Origin of the sequence: Acidithiobacillus thiooxidans ATCC 19377 (assembly GCF_009662475.1) — a bacterium.
In the GTDB taxonomy this organism is placed as follows: domain Bacteria; phylum Pseudomonadota; class Gammaproteobacteria; order Acidithiobacillales; family Acidithiobacillaceae; genus Acidithiobacillus; species Acidithiobacillus thiooxidans.
Window position 1 is genome coordinate 2,779,206 of sequence record NZ_CP045571.1, and the last position, 16,711, is coordinate 2,795,916.

A 16,711-nucleotide genomic window follows, 5' to 3' on the forward strand; every position below is an offset into this window, starting at 1 on the left:
ACTCTACACAGATTCAGGGTGCAGGATTACCGGCGGGCTGCAGACGCTGTTGTAACCAGGCAAAACCCGCTGGCAACAGGGAAATCACAATGATGGCGATCAAAACCAGGTTCAGATGGGTTTTCACCCAGGGGAAGCTACCCAGAAAATAGCCAGCACCGAGCAGTCCGCCCACCCAGAGAAATGCCCCGGTCAGATTAAAGATGACAAAACGCCGATAAGGCATGGCGGCAATACCGGCGACAAAGGGTGCAAAGGTGCGGATAATGGGCAGCAGCCTGGCGATGACTACTGTTTTTCCGCCATGCCGGGCATAAAAACGCTGGGTGGTTTCCAGATGGCGGATGTTCAACAGCTTACCGCCAAACAGATGCACACCCCAGCGCTTGCCCACCCAGTAATTGACTGCATCTCCCAGTACCGCCGCTGTCACCAGCAAAAACAGTAGCCAGGGTGCGCTCATGGCTCCCACTCCGGCCAGGGTGCCACACACAAAAAGCATGGAATCCCCGGGAAGAATGGGCATGATGACCAGCCCGGTTTCTGCAAACAGAATCAGAAAAAGAAGGGCATACACCCAAGCCCCGTACTCCTGCAAAAACAAAAGCAGGTAATGGTCAAAGTGCAGAAGCATCTGCAGCAAGTGATGAACATCCGACATCAGCTGTCTTCCGAAACTCCGCAGTAGCGTTGATAGTGGCGCTCAAACATGATTTCCATTTCGGCGATCACCGTTTCTGCCTCTATCCCGCCCATGACATGCCTGGACATCAGGCTGGATGTATCATTGAGCATTTCCTTGGCATCCAGCATGCTGTAACTCTCCCGCAGCCGCTTGATGGCACCCACTACGCTTTCGCCTTCGCGGGCAGGCAACAGGTTGGGCTTTTCAATCACTTTTTCCTGCGGCGCTTCAGGTTTCTGGCGACTGCGCATAAACTCGGCAAAAGCCACTACCTGTTCCTGCCCGGCAGCATCCAGTTTGCGCATCACTTTCAGGAACTGACGCTCACGACTATTCATACATCACTACCCGTATCCACTTTCAGGGAAAATACCGGAGGCTTACGCTTTTCGGTCATCAGCGCCAGCTCGCGAACTAGGGCAACAATCACGCGGTCAGTGGTTTTCTGCATTTCCGGCCAGAGACTGCGGCATTGTTCCAGTAACTCACCAACATTTTCAGGGGGTTCGCGATCCTCTTCCATGAGAATGTCTTCAATCAGACCCGGTTTCATTTCCGGTCGAAACAGCAGACCTACCGCACCCTCTTCAGGGCGGAAAGCAATCCAGCGGCCTTCATCATCTACTACTAGAGGCTGGATGCCTTCCGGCAAAATGGCGGTTCCCGGCGACCAGACCATCACTTTGGCACCGTCCACAGCCTGAGCCAGAGGATCGTTTTTACCCGCTTCCGTGGCATGCGCCGTTGTAAAATAAGCGTTATGGTAAGGTTCGAGTTGTAATTCAGCGCCTTCATATTTAGCCAGCAGCAGCGCCCCCAGCCCGAAACCCACTACCGGTCTGCGGTTTTTACGGAACATGGCAATTGTTTTGATTTCCTGCTCCAGCCATTCGTATTTTTCTGTTTCCAGCGGAGACATCGGCCCACCCAACAAAAACAGGGCATCAAAAGTCAGGGCATTCCCCGGTAATTCACCACTCAAAAAAACCCGAAAATAACTGAAACCGATGTCGCGCTTTTCCAGTTGGCTTTCCACGATTCCCAGAAATTCGGAATAACTGTGCTGCACGACTGCAAAATGCTTCATTCATACTCCTCAAAACTTCTCGTTGATTAGACCTCGCGACGCACCGGCATGGCCAACATGTCCTTGCTGCAACGTTCCTTGGCAAACTCCAGAAATTCATCCATAACCAGGCTGCGGAATTTTTGTTTCTGGTACACAAAAAAGTACGGCCTTGCCAGGGCCGGGCTCAAGGGCCGGGCCAGCAAGGTCCCCAGGGCCAGTTCTTTCAGCACTGTGGCCTCAGAGACAATGGCCACGCCGAGCCCCCCTTCTACCGCGCCCTTGACCGCCTCAGGGCTGCCCAATTCCATGGTGATATGCAAATCATCCGTATCTATGCCGGCCTGATGCAGATATTCCATGGTGACTTCCCGGGTGCCGGAACCTTCTTCGCGGGAAACAAAAGGATAATCCAGCAACTCTTGAGCAGACACGCTTTCATGGAGACCCAGGGCATGATCAGGCTGGGCGATGACAATCATGGAATCCATGCAACATTTGAGCGTGGCCAGACTTTTATTGGTCACCACACCTTCCACCAGTCCCAAATCAATGCTGTTGTCTTCAATCATGTGGACAATTTTGTCGGTATTTCCTACATGCAGGCGTACCTGCACGTCCGGATATTTCATTTTGAAATCACCGAGCAGACGGGGAAGCATATACTCGGCAATGGTGGTACTGGCTCCGATCAGCAAATGACCACGCAAGTCTCCCGTCATTTCTCCAACCCGATTGGACATTTCCGTGTACAGGGAAATGATGCGTTCCGAGTATTCGTACACCACCAGGCCCGCTTCAGTGAGGCTGATGCGATTATGGGTACGGTCAAACAACCGTGTATTGAATTGCTCTTCAAGCTGCTTCACCTGAAAAGTCACCGCAGGCTGCGTCATGTGCAAAGTATCTGCCGCTTTGGTAAAGCTGAGCATCCTTGCCACCGTGTGAAAAACCTGTAACCGTCGATCTGCCATGAAAATCCTTAGTCACCCACGACTTTTAATGAGTTTAGGGGTAATATCTGAGCGCTTCAATACAGTATTTAAGGAGGATAACCCATGCCCAAGGCTTGGGAAAAGCTCGATCTGCAAGGCGCCGGGGTACAGAGTTTACAAATTCGCTTGCAAAAACTCCAGAAAAAACCTCTATGGGCCTATCTATATTGGTTTTTGTTCCCCTTTGGCGCCCATCGTTTTTATCTGGAAGAGTCCTGGGCCTGGGTATTTCCGCTGGTGACAGCCGCCGTGGTGGTTCTGGCCGTATTAGGGTTACTCTGGGAGGCCATTGTTGTGGCCGTCCTGATGCTGGCATTCGCCCTTTGGGATCTCAGCCGCATCAGCCACTGGATCAGCACCTATAACAAGGAGTTGCGCAAGGCCAGCTGGTTTGCCCGGCAGACCCCTGCCGCGCCTGCTGGTTATCAGGGGCGCACGGACACAGGTGAAGCACCTGCCCAGTGGCAACGTGAGTTACAAAACTATACGGCCACCAAGGAAAGTGAACGGGCCGGGCATCCTGCTCCACAAAACCCTGCCCAAAAAGGTTTCGCGCCGGGGCAAAGACGCATGTCTTTTGCGGAACAGGAAAAACTGTTGCGGGAAATTGCCAGCGCGCCCAAAGGCGAAAAGCCCAAAGATCATTAGGTGGGTCTGGATGTTAGGATGGTTCCGGCAAGAGCGAAAAGCGCCTAATATAGCCTTTAAGGGCCGCATGGTTGGCCAAATGAGGGCGTTAAACCCTCTCTGAGGATAGATACCAAGGAGCAACCTAGTGTAGTGTTGCATTCTTGGTGAACCTTAAGGTTAATGATGATAAAATAGCTCCATGTTGAGGGTATGAATGGAGTCGAGCCTTGCGAGTTGCGCCCACAGTCACTTTAACCAGCGAAGAGCGGTCCGAGTTGTCCCGTATAGTCGCCTCCCGATTAAGCAGTGTCCGCTTGTCATTACGGGCACGGATGATATTGCTGGCGGCAGAGGGCTTGCAGAACAAAGAAATTGCGGAGCGCCTGGGGGTGGATCGCCTGCAAGTCGCACGTTGGCGCAAGCGTTATCTGGAACACCGCTTGTCGGGCATTGAACGCGATTTACCGCGCGGCGCCCCTCCGGTGAAAGTGGATGTGGCCCGTCTGGTAGAATTGACCACGCAGAGTAAGCCGGAAGCGATGACGCATTGGAGTACGCGTAGGATGGCGGCAGAACTGGGTGTCAGTGCCGCCAGTGTGTCACGGCATTGGCGCAAGCATGGCCTCAAGCCTCATCTGCTGCGTGGTTTCAAGGTGTCACGTGACCCGCATTTTGTGGAAAAGCTGGAAGATATTGTGGGGTTGTATATGTCTCCCCCGGAGCATGCCTTGGTGCTCTGCGCGGATGAAAAAAGTCAGGTGCAGGCCCTGGACCGGACCCAACCGGGACTTCCCCTCAAAAAGGGCCGCGCAGAAACGATGACCCACGACTACAAACGTAATGGTACCACGACCTTGTTTGCCGCCCTCAACGTGCTGGATGGTCAGGTCATCGGACAGTGTCAACAGCGCCATACCCATGTGGAATGGCTGAAGTTCCTGAAGAAAATTGATCGGCAGACGCCCAAGGACAAGGCTCTGCATTTGATCGCCGACAACTATGCGACCCATAAACACCCGGTAGTACAGGCGTGGCTCGACAAGCACCCGCGTATTCACATGCACTTTACGCCCACTTCGGCATCCTGGCTCAACATGGTCGAGCGTTTCTTTCGGGATATCACGACCCAGCGGTTACGTCGTGGGGTGTTCACCAGTGTGCCTGAACTCATCCAGGCCATTGAGGGGTACATCGACCACCACAACACCCATCCCAAACCTTTCATCTGGACCAAAACCGCCCGCGACATCCTGCAAAAAGTCATTCGCGCCAACAGCCATTTAAGCAGCAAACAGAATGCAACACTACACTAGGATGAATGCCATTTTACCATCCATCATCTCCGAGTTTGAAACCGCCGAGCAGGAGGCCAGCTACACGGCTTGGCTGCAGGCCAAGACGGCCGCTAGCATAGCTGACCAGCGCCCGAGCATCCCGCACGATGAGATTGAGAGGCGCATGGCCGAGCGACTAGCACGGCTCAGACAGCGCAAGACGCCCTGATGATGCTACCCATCTTCTGGCTTGAGTCGGCCGACGCCGATCTGGCCGCCATCATAGACTACATCATCGTGTCACGGCCACCTGCATAGAGATCGTGAACGTGGTACATGCTCGCCGTGAGTTCCCCTGTTTCAATTCAAAATAATTAGCCTCCAGTTCGCCTATCACCGTCTGAATCCGTTTCAGCTCTTCACTGTAGTATTTTTCGCATTGCCCGGAAACGATGACTCCATCGAAGTATTTATAGCTCATTCCGATAAGCCGATTGAGCAAATTACCAAGATCATTTCCCAGATCGTTGTTTATGCGATCTATGAGTGCCCGCTGTCCAAAATCACCGTCTTGACCAAATGGAACGGCCATGTGCGTAAAAACCAGAAAAGTCAGGTTCGCTCAAACCTACTTTTCCTTTTCAAACATCGCCAGATAGCGTTCTTTGGGTAAGGGGAGCTGCTTGGCCACTGCTAAAAAATCTGCCAGATGCAGGGGTGAACTCATTCCCACCAGGGTGACACCAATGCCCGGCGTCGAGCGCACAAACTGAATGGCCCGTTGCGCCGCATTGGCCAGTTCGGGAATTCCTTCCTGCAAGGAGGGGATTTCTTCCCGGGCCAGCAATCCTTTGCCCAGGGTATGGCTGGCCATGACGGTCAGCTTGAGCTGAAAAGCGGCCTGAATGGTCGAACCAATATTTCCCTGTCCGGTAACCTGACTGAAGCGCGTGTAGGCTTCAGGCATCAGGGCATTAAAGGGGAGTTCCACTACCCGCAGATGGTGTCTGTTACCTTCACCAGCTGCCTTCTCAGCCAGGCCAATCAGACTGGTCAGGGACTGGAACAGGGTGTGATCGGTTTCCACCCGACAGGCGTTGAAGGTAGAGATGCCATAATAACGAATTTTGTTTTCATTGACCGCCTGTTCCAACACGGTAAAGACCTGGAGCAACTTCTGGTACATGCGTTCTTTGCCAATCAGCGGAATATGTACCTCCGGCTGATCCACCAGAAACACATCCAGGGTTTCCAGACCGGTTTGGCTGCGTAAATCATCCAGTTGCCAGGCAATATATTCGGGACTTAGACAATGCACATTCTGGGCGAGGTCTTCTTCCTTGCCCAGGCCTTTGGCGACCACTTCCTCACGGAAAAAGGCGAGAGGATCTTCGGGACGCCCGCCCGTGAAGGTCAGGAATCCGCCCTTGCCCACCACAAAAAACTCCTCGCGGAGAATTCCCGCCGCCATGGCCTTGGCAATACCCGCCCCCACCGCCCGACCCGCCCGGCCAAAACGATAATTCGCACCAGTATCAATCACGTTAATCCCGGATTGCAGGGCCTGAGCGACAATGGCCGCCACGGCCAGATCCGTCACATCATCCACGGCGCCGGGGAATGTGCCTACCCCCAAGGAGGACAGCTTGATGCGGGTATTCAGAAAATCACTGAAATGTTCTTCCGCCAGAGTCTCTGCAAAACGCGCTACATAGGCCTTACTGCCGACACTATTGGCGGCCCCGGGAATCAATGTGTTATCCGCAGCATTCACGCAGCGTTTCTCCTGTTTGCAAAAAGGGGATGATGGTGGAACAGATACTCCAGACGATCAGTCACTTCGCTTCGCAAGGGACCCGGCAAGGGCAGATCATCCAGATACTGGAATTGACGGCTATAATCGGGGGCGTCTTCATCGTCCAGATCCCATTCCACGCCTTCCAGCAGGGCTCGGCCTGACTCGGGCAGATTTTCATCCAGCTTCCGTCCGGACAAAATCGCCCAGACCCCGGTCCAGCAGCGTGCCAAAGCAATGGGATGATACCCTCCTCCACCCAGCACCAGCAAACGCGGGCTTTCGGCGAGCAGACGCCGAAGCACCTGCCAGAACAGTCCATTGGATATCCGGAACTTGCTCAGCGGATCGGGAGACAAAATGTCCGTACCCGCCTGCAAGACCACCACATCCGGAACAAACTGCCGCATGACCCGGGGCCATAGGGCCTCGAAAACTGCCGCATATTCCGTGTCGTTGATTTCTGCGGGCAGGGGCAGATTGACTGCCATTCCTTCATGGTCATCCAGCCCGCCCCCCTGAAAAGGATAAGCATAAGCCGTGTCCATATGCAGGGAAACCGTCAAGGCATCAGGATCCGCATGAAAAGCCGCCTCTACCCCGTCGCCATGATGAGCGTCCATATCCCAGTACAACACGCGCAGCCCGGCCCTGCGCAGATGCTGGATAGCCAGTACCGGATCATTCAGATAACAAAATCCGCGTGCCTGACCGGGTGCCGCATGGTGCATGCCTCCTGCCGGACTGAACGCGGTGAAACCCTGCAATATCTGCTCTGCAGCCAATATGCTGGAGCCCGTAGCCAGATTGGGCGTATCAAAAAAACCGGGGAAATACGGATTTTCCAAGGTACCCAGTTGATATTGTTTACGATCCGTATCGCGGACATTACCGCGAAACTGGGCATGCTCAAAGGCCTGGATATAATCGCGGGTATGAAAGCCAAACAGCTCCTGATGACTGGCCGGACGCCCCAGGCAATATTCCTCGGCAGCAATGGCCCCATAACTGTTGATCAGATCCAGAGTCAGGGAAACGCGCGGAATCGCCAGCGGATGATTGCTGCCATAACTGGCGCGGCGATATCGGGCAGCGCCGACAAAGCGGGCCGGAAGCGTGGCCGCAAGTCGTGGCTGCAATAATTCCTTTTCATTCATCAGCCATGCCCCCGCAGGCGCAAGTACACTTCGGGCAAGCGCGCCGGCAGGCTATCCAGATGCGGCAGCACCAGATAATGTCCCTGCCCGAAAACCTGCGGCAAATATTCTCCACCTTGGGGATCAAGACTGATACAGAAGGCGTGAATACCCAGTTCCAGCGCTTCCCGCACCGCCATGCGGGTATCTTCCTGCAAATAGCGGGCATCTCCCCCGTCATCATAATCTGCCGGACGACCATCGGAAAGAATCAGTAACAGGCGGCGCTGGGCCGGGCTGCGCAGCATCAGTTTGCTGCTGTGGCGGATAGCCGCGCCCATGCGCGTCGCCAGACGCCCCGACAAGCCTCCCAGCAGGGCCCTGGCCCGTGCGTCAAATCTGTCGGTGAAGCGCTTGATGGGATACATCAGCACCTCATCATGATATTTGCTCGCAAAACCATAGACCGCAAAGGGATCTCCCACTTCCAGCAACGCTTCGCCAAACAGCAGCATGGCTGCACGCAGCCGGTCCACCACCCGCACCCCGGAATCTCCCGCTTCGGCCATGATCGAGGTGGAAAGATCGGCCAGCAGCAGCACCGCCGTATCCCTTTGCTGGGGACGACGTTGCAAATACACGCTGGCTTTGGGCGAACGTCCGGCACGTTTTTCAATCAGAAACTGCACAGCAGCTTCAAGATCCGGTTCCTCCCCTTCATACTGACGACGACGGGGAGACATCCGGGTCGGCTTCTGGGCCTGTAAGGCGCGCTTCAGACGCCGCAAAGTCCCATCATATTCAGCCGCTATTTCAATGGCCCTGGCTTCATCTTTTTCGCGCAGCTTACGCTCGTGCACCCGCGCCCAGTCCATTTTATACTGCTGATGGCGGTAGTCCCACTCGCGGTAGGGCCAGCCACCCTTGGGGCCTTTCACCCCCCGACCACTGCCCGCCACCTTGGCCGGCAAAGGAATACCCACCCCCACGCGCCCGCCCGTACCCTGAATATCTTCGGGCGGGATTTCCATGTCCGGATCATTTCCCTCGGCGGCCTGCGGCGCTTCCTTGGGTTTTTCCTGATGCCCCGCCGCACCCAGGGCACTGTCGCCCTCTACTTCCGGTCCATCGCTGCCGCGTTTTTGCCGGGGATAGACGGGCCTTGCAGCATTGGGAGAATGGCCTGGCAAATAAGCGCGGGCACGCTCCGTGAGGGTCAAAGGCGGCAGGGTGCTTGTGGCATACAAGGCCATAGCCACCCGGAAGGCATCCACAATACCGGCTTCGCTACGGGTCAGATCCGCCAGATCAGGACTCAACCGACCTAGCTGGTAATCTTCCAGATAACGCTGGGCCTGTTCATAGTAGGCAGCAGCCACACCCTCAGGGAGTCCGTGCTTGCGGGCCGCCCGCACAACCCGAGAGATATATCCTGGCATTTCCCGATCCAGCGCTACATCTACGCGGAGGTCTTCACACAAATCAAAAATCATCTGGAAACGAATCAGGTCTTCGCCAAACCGGGCAAACAGCGGTCGCCAGGTAATGCGCTGATCGGGGTCCAGGGGTGGATGCTCCATGCCAATTTCCGCAAACAGGGCGTGGATGGCGTCCTGCTCATAACTGTCATAAGCCAGATGCGCACCCGTATGGTAAAAAGCCAGCAGGGCTTCTTCCCGATCCGGCATGACCGCTGGTACAAACAGACTGCGGCCATCGGTTTCCAGAAAACTGCGGCCTCCTTCCAGACTCCAGTCGCCCTCTTCCAAAGGCAAATGCAATCCGGTCCAGGCCTGCAGCAATAAACCAAACAAGCGCTTGTGGGTTCCCATCCGAAAACCGGGCAGCACCTCCAGCAGAAAGCTGCGGGCTTCATCACTTTCCAGACGAAACCAGGCCTCACCCCGAATCCGACCGGCAGCCAGCACATCTGCCCCGCGTCGCGCCCATTCCGCTACACCGTCCAGACCACAGATGCCGCGCACCTTGATGGCGCCATCCAGATAAGTCCCCAGACCCAGACGGCCCTTGGCCAGACTGTCAGCAGGCTGCAGCAGGGCAGTCAGGCCAGTGGTACCGTTATCCCCAAAAAGCATCGCCACCGGCATCCGAAAATAAGCCGCAGCACTATCTACATGACGATCAACCCAGGCCGCCCCCAGCTTGAACCATAGCGATTCACCTTCGGCCCCCCAGTTTTTACGCACCATGGCCGCCTGCGCAAAAAAACCGACTACGGCGCGAAAGGTTCCGCGCTGAGTCAGAAACTGCCGCGCTTGTTCCAGCCAGGGATCCAGACCGCCAAAAGCCGCTACCATGTTGGCCGTGGCATGAAAATAGGCCTTACCGGCTTCCCGGTCATAAAAAAACAGGTCTCGGCCTGTTTCCAGAAAGCGCAGGGCAGCCGCTTCCCCAAGCGGCGCCACTGCGGGCAAGGCTTCGCGGGCATCCCGTCCGGCCACAAAACTGATGGCCGCCAGATGCTCGAGGATTTCTTCGGTCGCTTCCGACATGAAAGCTCCTTAACGTTCCGGGAAAAAAGTCCGGAAAATTTCCAGCAAGGCTTCGCTCAACTCCGGATCATCCGTTTGCGGGTTGATGATCGCCATGGTGCAGGCTTCCAGGGATTCCAGTCCCGCCACCATCAACGCTCCAGCGTAAATCAGCGCGCGCGTCGAAGTCACTTCCTGCAGACCCTGATCCTTGAGATTCCGGGCTTTATCTGCTGCCGCCACCAGGGCCTTGGAGCGGGATTCATCCAGCCCCGCCTCTTTCATGACAATCCGGGTTTCCACCTCGGCCGGGGGATAGGTAAAATTCATACCCACAAAACGCTGTTTGGTCGAGGGTTTAAGATCTTTCAAAACCGTCTGATAACCGGGATTGTAGGAAATGACCAGCATGAAATCGGGATGCGCATTGATTTCCGTGCCCAGCTTTTCAATAGGTAGATGGCGGCGATGGTCCGTCAGGGGATGGATCACGACCGTCGTGTCGGTCCGCGCTTCAACAATTTCATCCAGATAGCAGATCGCCCCCTCACGCACTGCCTTGGTCAAGGGTCCGTCCTGCCAGACCGTGGCATCTCCTTCAATGAGAAAGCGCCCGACCAGGTCTGAACTGGTCAGATCTTCGTGGCAGGCTACAGTAATCAGGGGCCGCTTGAGACGCCAGGCCATGTGTTCCAGAAAGCGGGTTTTGCCGCAACCCGTCGGTCCTTTGAGCATGACCGGCAAACGGCGGCTCCAGGCCGCCATAAACACCCCGACTTCATTGGCTACGGGTTGGTAAAAAGGTTCCTGGATAATCATTTCACTCATTACTCAACCCTCTTGATTTTGTTCGGCATGACTACGTAAATACAGAAATATGTGACGCAGGGTATGAATCACCATCCGCTCAGGCTGGGCGGGCAGCGCATCCTGACGCTCCGCTTTCAGACAATTCTGGTAGTAAATCAGTTCACGACAATTATCGCGAATGGTATTCCAGTGAGGCTTGCCCTTCACCAGGGTTTTCCACAATTCCAGCAAATCCGCATCACTGGCATAAGGCTTATGCTCGTTTTCCAGCATAATGCGCAACATGGCCTGCGCTTCGGCAATGCCTGCTTCCAGCAATCCGGGCAAGGGCATTCCTGCAATTTGTTGTTTGGCTAGTGCTTCAATACGTTCATGGGCGGCATCCAGTGCCGTAATTAACTGTGTTGACTCGGTCATCATCACTCCTGATCGGTTTTTCGGCGAAACCCGCTACCACTCCGGGAGATTTTCGTCTAGGATAAAAGAGTTTTAGCTAAATGCGTGTATAATTCATTTTATAGTGTGATTAATAAGGGGCAACCATGAGCAACAAACTCGTCAAGATGGTCAAACTGAACAACCTGCAATACAACGCCAATCGCGATCCTCAGGTCTACCGTCGCGTCGCCGGACATCCTTTCCGGATTCAGGCCATGCTGGAAGGTCAGGGCAGCGCCAAAGTCAGTGTAACCTGTGAAGGCAAGACTCTGAAAGAAAGCACCCTGGAACTGCCGGGTATTTTCTCCTACGAAGTCACCTTCAAGGATGCCGGCATTCGCATTGCCACTCTGACCGTCAGCGCCGAAGGCCAGAGCGAAAGCCATGATCTGCTGCTGGACACCGAGGCCCACGCCAAAGTCGGCTGAACCACCGAGCCAATCGGCCTATCAAGCGCCGTCCGGCTGAGCAAAGCCAGCGGCGCTATTTTTTGGTGCTTTTTATTACCAGGCAAACTGCTGGAAAAATTCCGGCAAGCGTTGCAAACCTTCTTCCCGATCAAAAAAGCGGTCAGCCCGCGCTGAACGCGCCTGATCACGCAGTTCGCGGCTCCCTCCCAAACAGAAAATAGGGATATTCAGCTGGTGCTCGCGGCGGATCATGTCTATCAACTCCACCGGATCACTGATTTGCGGGTCTTCCATATTCAGCAGCATAAAGCGGTGCAAGAGAATTTCCTGCCATTCATCAAAAGCATCCAGATCAGTGGCTTCCGTCATTTCCCACTTTTCCGGAATAGAAGACTCCACCGCCTGACTCAATGCCGCATCACTATTCATCAATATAAAACGCTTGCGCATCCGGTCATCAATACTGGGCATTCGTCATCTCCTGTCATTCTGGATTCGGATTTTAATCTTTCCAGACAGCCGTTTCGGCAAATCGTGCCGCCCAAAGATCGTATTCGTTACCAGCCAATTGTTGCAAGGCGGCGTTGAAAGCGGGGGAATCCATCTGCAAGCCGCTGAATATCTGCGTCTCGCTCTCGGCCCACAGCGAGGCTTTCACCCTACGAAAGCAGCCATTTTCTGTCCAGATACGTAAATACTGCCCTTCCGGCCAATGACGTTCTGTCAAAAAAGCGCCCGCTTTAATCTTGATACCCGCAGCTACGCGGCGGCTTCTGCGGTCTTCCCATTCCGGCTCTTCCAGTTCCGCTTCTGCCACGGCGCGCTGCTCATCACGACTCAGCACCGTCTCGATGACCGCTTGCACACCCGACTTTTCCAGCACCAGAGGAAAAGCCGCGCGGAGAGCCTCAGGCGTGGGTGGAGAGCAGGACAGTTGCGACCAACTCCAGACACTGTCCTCCAGGGCCTCTGCAAGCCAGGCACGAAACGCTTCCGAAGGGGCTGCCACACAGCCGACAAAACCCTGCCAGTCCACATGGAGCATGATGCTGCCGCCCAGCACCAGACTACGCCCGATACTCGCCGCTCCGGTCCCACCGATTTTACGCCCGGCGCACCAGAAGTCGTGCCCATCGCGCGCCTCAACGAGCACCCCAAAATGGGCATAAAGAGCCACTATCCAGGGCGCGATATGGTCAAAAAGCTCAGTAGCACGGCGCATACCCCACGCCGTCGGAAAAATAAAAAAGTAACTGAGCTGTCCGCCATCCACCCAGACCAGCCCGCCACCCAGGGATCTTTGCAGCACCGGGACCCCCAGCTTTTTACAGACCAGCAGGTCGAGTTCCGCTCCGGCAGATTGTGCCGCACCCAGACTCAGATGCGCAGCGCTTTGTACCAGCAGCAAAATGGGCAGATCACTGTCACTTTGCGCCTCTGCCAGCCCCACATAGGTTTTGTGGAGTAACTCCGGAGACAACACCCCCAAGGAGATGATGCGTAACTGCATCCCTCAGAGCTGTCCTGACTGGAGCGGAAGATAGCCGAAGGTCATCAACTCAGGCGTTTTCTTCCCGGGTTTCCCTGTCCTTGGGGCGGTAAAAGGCCGAAAAATAGAAATCCCGCTCATTCAGGGCTTCATGCCAGCGCACGCGTTCTTCCACACCCGCCTGCATGATACCCGCCATGGCCATGGACTGCTCACTATCCAGAATCAGGATGGTATCCTGCAAATCTTCATCCAGCTCGATAAAGTGCGCGGCCATGCCCAGAGGTTCCTGCACATGCACCAGAAATGATTTGCAGGCAGGATCTTCGGGATCCAGTGGCGTCATGACCAAACGACCCATATAGGCCATTCTCGCCAATTGGTTGAAACGGGGAATTTCCAGCTTTTTCCCCATCTTGTATTTGTTGAGTTCATTTTTGAGGCTACTAACATCGGTAATCGGTATGGACTTCATGCGTTTCCTTGGATTCTCTGCTGATCGGATTCAGGCCAGTTTCGCGCAAAACCCCCTTGGGGTGCAAGGTAAGGGATTTTGCGGCACCAACGCGGCCCCGTAACCTGAACACAAAAAAAGGAGACGGTCGCCCGTCTCCCACGTACCCTGAGGAGGGGTATAGTTTTAGAAGTCGTAACCGACTTGCAGACCGAAGGAATTTTCAGCAAGTGTTGATGTTGGTGTTTCCATTCCAAAAGGAGCTGTACCAGCTGGTCCCGTGATCGTATTTGCAAATGCATGCATATACGCTTCGGTAAGCTTCCAACCCATTCCCAGTTTCTGAGTAGAACCAAAGGTTATGGTATTCTGGACTACAGCTGGGAAAATGGTATTCGCTGCTGCATCTTTGTTATCGATTGGATTGGAACTCCAGGTATAACCAGCACGCACCTGCAACCAGTTGTTGATATCATACTGGGTACCAAAATTTGCAACAAACTGATTATGCCAGTGTAAACCAAGCGGAACCACATTGGTACCCTGCCAAGGTCCATAAATATTAAACGTATTTAGGGTGTTGTGCCAATTAATCCATTGTCCCTCAACGCTCACCAACCACTGAGAGGTAGGACGAATAGCAAGCCCTAAGGCAATCTGCTGAGGGTAGTTCAAATGCCCACTATACTCTCCTTGTGTCCCCTGAACGGGCTGTCCATTAGGAAGCTGGGCGGTTCCTCGTCATTTCAAGTGGGTAGCCTGAGATCCAGCTTACCCAAGATCAGGTAGGCCATATTGATAAAGTTCTTGTGGGTACGGTAACCCCGAGCTTTCGCCTTGGCGGATTGAATGAGGCTGTTAAAACCTTCCAGAATTCCATTGGTGATCTGGCTCTCAAACCAGTGGAGCACACCATCCCAATGATTCATGATGGTGTAGGCAACCTTGACGATAGGCGGCAGATCGCTGGTCTTGGCGTTTTCCAACCAGGCTTTCAAGAGGGTAGCACCCTGATGGCGATTCTTGATCGTGAAGATGTCCTGAAAGGTCAGGCGGAATTGGTAGGCCTGCGCCGTCTTGAGGTTCTGGTCTTTGAGTAATGCCTGCAGCTTTTCTTTCTGCTTCACCTTGAGTTTCCGTTCATTCTTGAGCCAGAGCCAGCGGGTCTTTTTGAGGTCTGGCTGGGTAAATGCTTCGCTCCTGCGTACCGCGTCCACGGCCTCGTTGACGAGCTTCATGAGGTGGAAACGATCAAAGGTCACCTGGGCGTTGGGAAGATGCTCTTTAGCCCCTTTCTGGAAGGCGGGAGACAAGTCCATGCTGACGTCCGTGACAGCTTCTGCGCTGCCCCCATGGGCTTCAAGGTCTGTGGCAAATCGCGCAAAAGTGGAGACGTCCTTACCGGGGGTGGCAAACAGCAGTCGCCTAGCTTCCAGATCTACGAAGAGCGTGATGTAGTCATGGCCGCGCCGACTGCTGGTTTCATCGACGCCGACGGCATGGACATGGGCCATATCCACTCTGGTACGGGCTTCGGGCACATAGTGGTCAATCACCCGCCACAGGAGCGTGTCGGTCTCGCCGATCAGGCGGGCTACTGTCAATACCGGCATCTCCCGCACCAGGGTCATGATCAGCGCTTCAAAGAGCAGGGTGAAACGCGAGCCTTCCCGCGCCCAGGGAACAGGGATCTGATGCACCCCATGTTCCGGGCACATCACACGGGGTACGCGGGCGTGGAGATAGGCTTCATGCTGAAAGAAATCCATGTGCCGCCAAGTATGTTCACGGGTGTCATGTACCGGACACTCCTCACCACAGACGGGGCAAGCAAAGCGACTGCCCTTGGGAAAGTTGATGTGCAGATCCAGGCGCTTCTCCTCCACTTGGAAGGTCACATCGTCCACCAACCACGGCGGTACCAACCCTAACGCGAGAGAAAACAGCTCTTCTGGGACCATCAGCTAACTCCTATTCGGGACACAACTGCTCCGCTGCATTGTAAACCCTACCCACTCGATCTGACGAAGAGCCAGCTGGGCAGATTGCGCACCACCTTGGAAGGTAAGAGGGGTAAACATCATTGGTGATTTGTATGTAGCACCCAAGGTTACCATATCATTTACTTTATAAAGCACGCCTAAAGTTAAACCTACCCCATAAGCCCAAGAAGGCGAGGATAAATTTAAACCAGCCGTTACTGGAGCCACAGTATTTACCGGTCCTACACCCGGTTGAATAATTGTAGCTGGTGCATATTGCGTCAAAGTTTGTTGAAAAGAACCCTGTTCTGCGGCGATATTGAGAGAACCGCCAACTGACAGATGACTATTGACCTTCATAGCAATAGAAGGCGCCATTTGAATAAACGTGATGCTACTGTAAGCTTTTGTATATCCTCCATAGGGAAAACCTTGGGGATTCGCTGCAATATTTTGAAGATAATTCACCCCAAGACCAGAAGTTCCATAAACTCCACCACCAAAAACAATCCCATCACCAAAAGCGGGAGCTACCCAACCGATAGCAGGAATTCCATAAATATTACTATGACTACCAATTTCGCCATTGCCCATATTCGTTTTACGGGTTGGGTTAAAAACTTCTGCCGAGAAAGCTGCTTGCGGAGTCATATTAGCCAAACCTGCAGGGTTACTGATCGCTGCAGACAAAGGATCATCAGGCGCGGCGACAACCGCGCCACCCATACCGATCGCGTACTGACCAATACCAATCAACTGATAACCATCCGTTGCAAGGGCGCTGCTGGAAATGCCCATTGCCAGAGTTGCCGCTACTGCTACCCCTAAAATCCGTGATTTTTTCATCTGTATCCTCCGCCCACAGTTGTGTCGCTAATGACACGATGATTGTGTCTTATCGGGAACAGTGTTGCAAGAACGTTAATCTATCAAATTTTTAATCCAATTATCAGCGCTTAAAATATGGGTATATTAGCAACAATAAATATTACTGGATTTTAGGGAGTCCCCATTAAAAAAAGGGGCCGAAGCCCCTTTTTTCATTCAGCCAATTT

At 54.1% G+C, this 16,711-nt stretch carries 19 protein-coding genes and 1 pseudogene; 4 read left to right on the plus strand and 16 right to left on the minus strand.

Going from position 1 to position 16,711, the window contains the following annotated elements; translation table 11 throughout:
- Positions 1-13 precede the first annotated feature (13 nt).
- The 4 genes from GCD22_RS14590 to GCD22_RS14605 are packed head-to-tail and all read right to left on the minus strand — an operon-like array spanning position 14 to position 2,725.
- Positions 14-661 carry a VTT domain-containing protein gene (locus tag GCD22_RS14590; protein WP_024893016.1) on the minus strand — a complete coding sequence of 216 codons (648 nt, stop codon included), beginning with the start codon at positions 659-661 and terminating at the stop codon, positions 14-16.
- Positions 661-1,023: a hypothetical protein gene (locus GCD22_RS14595; protein WP_031573209.1), complete on the minus strand. Its 363-nt coding sequence runs from the start codon at positions 1,021-1,023 to the stop codon at positions 661-663. The genes GCD22_RS14590 and GCD22_RS14595 overlap by 1 nt, the downstream gene beginning before the upstream one ends.
- Complete coding sequence (locus tag GCD22_RS14600; protein WP_031573206.1) at positions 1,020-1,772, minus strand: type 1 glutamine amidotransferase; 753 nt, start codon at positions 1,770-1,772, stop codon at positions 1,020-1,022. Before GCD22_RS14600 ends, GCD22_RS14595 begins: the two co-directional genes overlap by 4 nt.
- Positions 1,773-1,798: 26 nt before the next feature.
- Positions 1,799-2,725 carry a selenium metabolism-associated LysR family transcriptional regulator gene (locus GCD22_RS14605; RefSeq protein WP_010637323.1) on the minus strand — a complete coding sequence of 309 codons (927 nt, stop codon included), beginning with the start codon at positions 2,723-2,725 and terminating at the stop codon, positions 1,799-1,801.
- Between the two features lie 84 nt (positions 2,726-2,809).
- On the opposite strand from GCD22_RS14605, the gene GCD22_RS14610 reads away from it, so the two are divergent.
- The 3 genes from GCD22_RS14610 to relB all read left to right on the plus strand — a co-directional run bounded on the left by GCD22_RS14610 (position 2,810) and on the right by relB (position 4,879).
- Positions 2,810-3,394: an NINE protein gene (locus GCD22_RS14610; protein ID WP_031573203.1), complete on the plus strand. Its 585-nt coding sequence runs from the start codon at positions 2,810-2,812 to the stop codon at positions 3,392-3,394.
- A 209-nt stretch (positions 3,395-3,603) separates the two neighbouring features.
- On the plus strand, positions 3,604-4,689 hold the full coding sequence (locus GCD22_RS14615) for an IS630 family transposase (RefSeq protein ID WP_153940443.1): 1,086 nt from the start codon (positions 3,604-3,606) through the stop codon (positions 4,687-4,689).
- A gap of 1 nt (position 4,690) precedes the next feature.
- Positions 4,691-4,879, plus strand: a complete 189-nt coding sequence (gene relB, locus GCD22_RS14620; protein WP_081577704.1) for a type II toxin-antitoxin system RelB family antitoxin — start codon at positions 4,691-4,693, stop codon at positions 4,877-4,879.
- A gap of 63 nt (positions 4,880-4,942) precedes the next feature.
- Here the strand turns inward: relB and GCD22_RS18250 are convergent, their stop codons facing one another.
- From GCD22_RS18250 to GCD22_RS14650, 6 genes are read right to left on the minus strand one after another with little or no spacing between them, the layout of a single operon-like run.
- On the minus strand, positions 4,943-5,242 hold the full coding sequence (locus GCD22_RS18250) for a hypothetical protein (RefSeq protein ID WP_031572243.1): 300 nt from the start codon (positions 5,240-5,242) through the stop codon (positions 4,943-4,945).
- A gap of 36 nt (positions 5,243-5,278) precedes the next feature.
- Complete coding sequence (locus GCD22_RS14630) at positions 5,279-6,424, minus strand: aldo/keto reductase (RefSeq protein WP_031572242.1); 1,146 nt, start codon at positions 6,422-6,424, stop codon at positions 5,279-5,281.
- On the minus strand, positions 6,421-7,602 hold the full coding sequence (locus GCD22_RS14635; RefSeq protein WP_031572241.1) for an acetoin utilization protein AcuC: 1,182 nt from the start codon (positions 7,600-7,602) through the stop codon (positions 6,421-6,423). Before GCD22_RS14635 ends, GCD22_RS14630 begins: the two co-directional genes overlap by 4 nt.
- Positions 7,602-10,094: a nitric oxide reductase activation protein NorD gene (locus tag GCD22_RS14640; RefSeq protein ID WP_081577703.1), complete on the minus strand. Its 2,493-nt coding sequence runs from the start codon at positions 10,092-10,094 to the stop codon at positions 7,602-7,604. Before GCD22_RS14640 ends, GCD22_RS14635 begins: the two co-directional genes overlap by 1 nt.
- Positions 10,095-10,103: 9 nt before the next feature.
- Positions 10,104-10,901: a CbbQ/NirQ/NorQ/GpvN family protein gene (locus GCD22_RS14645; RefSeq protein WP_010637306.1), complete on the minus strand. Its 798-nt coding sequence runs from the start codon at positions 10,899-10,901 to the stop codon at positions 10,104-10,106.
- 3 nt (positions 10,902-10,904) lie between these two features.
- On the minus strand, positions 10,905-11,300 hold the full coding sequence (locus GCD22_RS14650; protein WP_031572240.1) for a hypothetical protein: 396 nt from the start codon (positions 11,298-11,300) through the stop codon (positions 10,905-10,907).
- Positions 11,301-11,425: 125 nt separating this feature from the next.
- Here GCD22_RS14650 and GCD22_RS14655 point away from each other — a divergent pair, with 125 nt between their 5' ends.
- Positions 11,426-11,749: a hypothetical protein gene (locus tag GCD22_RS14655; protein WP_024893006.1), complete on the plus strand. Its 324-nt coding sequence runs from the start codon at positions 11,426-11,428 to the stop codon at positions 11,747-11,749.
- 75 nt (positions 11,750-11,824) lie between these two features.
- Here GCD22_RS14655 and GCD22_RS14660 read toward each other — a convergent pair whose 3' ends face one another.
- The 6 genes and pseudogenes from GCD22_RS14660 to GCD22_RS14685 all read right to left on the minus strand — a co-directional run bounded on the left by GCD22_RS14660 (position 11,825) and on the right by GCD22_RS14685 (position 16,502).
- Positions 11,825-12,202, minus strand: coding sequence for a hypothetical protein (locus GCD22_RS14660; RefSeq protein WP_031572239.1), 378 nt, complete (start codon positions 12,200-12,202; stop codon positions 11,825-11,827).
- A 31-nt stretch (positions 12,203-12,233) separates the two neighbouring features.
- Entirely contained in the window at positions 12,234-13,241 is a 1,008-nt protein-coding gene (locus GCD22_RS14665) for a lipoate--protein ligase family protein (protein WP_051690597.1), read from the minus strand.
- Between the two features lie 49 nt (positions 13,242-13,290).
- Complete coding sequence (locus GCD22_RS14670) at positions 13,291-13,695, minus strand: hypothetical protein (protein WP_031572237.1); 405 nt, start codon at positions 13,693-13,695, stop codon at positions 13,291-13,293.
- Between the two features lie 165 nt (positions 13,696-13,860).
- Positions 13,861-14,364: pseudogene (locus GCD22_RS14675) on the minus strand (OmpP1/FadL family transporter); the annotation flags it as partial.
- Between the two features lie 56 nt (positions 14,365-14,420).
- A complete protein-coding gene (locus GCD22_RS14680; RefSeq protein ID WP_065973572.1) occupies positions 14,421-15,635 on the minus strand; it encodes an ISL3 family transposase in 1,215 nt (404 codons plus the stop codon).
- Between the two features lie 3 nt (positions 15,636-15,638).
- Complete coding sequence (locus GCD22_RS14685; RefSeq protein WP_153940854.1) at positions 15,639-16,502, minus strand: OmpP1/FadL family transporter; 864 nt, start codon at positions 16,500-16,502, stop codon at positions 15,639-15,641.
- Positions 16,503-16,711: the final 209 nt, after the last annotated feature.

Excerpts from the sequence above, each read along its gene's own strand:
- GCD22_RS14635 (WP_031572241.1), bottom strand. The coding sequence starts at position 7,602 with ATGAATGAAAAGGAATTATTGCAGCCACGACTTGCGGCCACGCTTCCG.
- GCD22_RS14640 (WP_081577703.1), bottom strand. The coding sequence starts at position 10,094 with ATGTCGGAAGCGACCGAAGAAATCCTCGAGCATCTGGCGGCCATCAGT.
- GCD22_RS14610 (WP_031573203.1), top strand. The coding sequence starts at position 2,810 with ATGCCCAAGGCTTGGGAAAAGCTCGATCTGCAAGGCGCCGGGGTACAG.
- GCD22_RS14600 (WP_031573206.1), bottom strand. The coding sequence starts at position 1,772 with ATGAAGCATTTTGCAGTCGTGCAGCACAGTTATTCCGAATTTCTGGGA.
- GCD22_RS14605 (WP_010637323.1), bottom strand. The coding sequence starts at position 2,725 with ATGGCAGATCGACGGTTACAGGTTTTTCACACGGTGGCAAGGATGCTC.
- GCD22_RS14590 (WP_024893016.1), bottom strand. The coding sequence starts at position 661 with ATGTCGGATGTTCATCACTTGCTGCAGATGCTTCTGCACTTTGACCAT.
- GCD22_RS14655 (WP_024893006.1), top strand. The coding sequence starts at position 11,426 with ATGAGCAACAAACTCGTCAAGATGGTCAAACTGAACAACCTGCAATAC.
- GCD22_RS14670 (WP_031572237.1), bottom strand. The coding sequence starts at position 13,695 with ATGAAGTCCATACCGATTACCGATGTTAGTAGCCTCAAAAATGAACTC.
- GCD22_RS14650 (WP_031572240.1), bottom strand. The coding sequence starts at position 11,300 with ATGACCGAGTCAACACAGTTAATTACGGCACTGGATGCCGCCCATGAA.
- GCD22_RS14665 (WP_051690597.1), bottom strand. The coding sequence starts at position 13,241 with ATGCAGTTACGCATCATCTCCTTGGGGGTGTTGTCTCCGGAGTTACTC.
- GCD22_RS14685 (WP_153940854.1), bottom strand. The coding sequence starts at position 16,502 with ATGAAAAAATCACGGATTTTAGGGGTAGCAGTAGCGGCAACTCTGGCA.
- GCD22_RS14660 (WP_031572239.1), bottom strand. The coding sequence starts at position 12,202 with ATGCCCAGTATTGATGACCGGATGCGCAAGCGTTTTATATTGATGAAT.
- relB (WP_081577704.1), top strand. The coding sequence starts at position 4,691 with ATGAATGCCATTTTACCATCCATCATCTCCGAGTTTGAAACCGCCGAG.
- GCD22_RS18250 (WP_031572243.1), bottom strand. The coding sequence starts at position 5,242 with ATGGCCGTTCCATTTGGTCAAGACGGTGATTTTGGACAGCGGGCACTC.
- GCD22_RS14680 (WP_065973572.1), bottom strand. The coding sequence starts at position 15,635 with ATGGTCCCAGAAGAGCTGTTTTCTCTCGCGTTAGGGTTGGTACCGCCG.
- GCD22_RS14645 (WP_010637306.1), bottom strand. The coding sequence starts at position 10,901 with ATGAGTGAAATGATTATCCAGGAACCTTTTTACCAACCCGTAGCCAAT.
- GCD22_RS14595 (WP_031573209.1), bottom strand. The coding sequence starts at position 1,023 with ATGAATAGTCGTGAGCGTCAGTTCCTGAAAGTGATGCGCAAACTGGAT.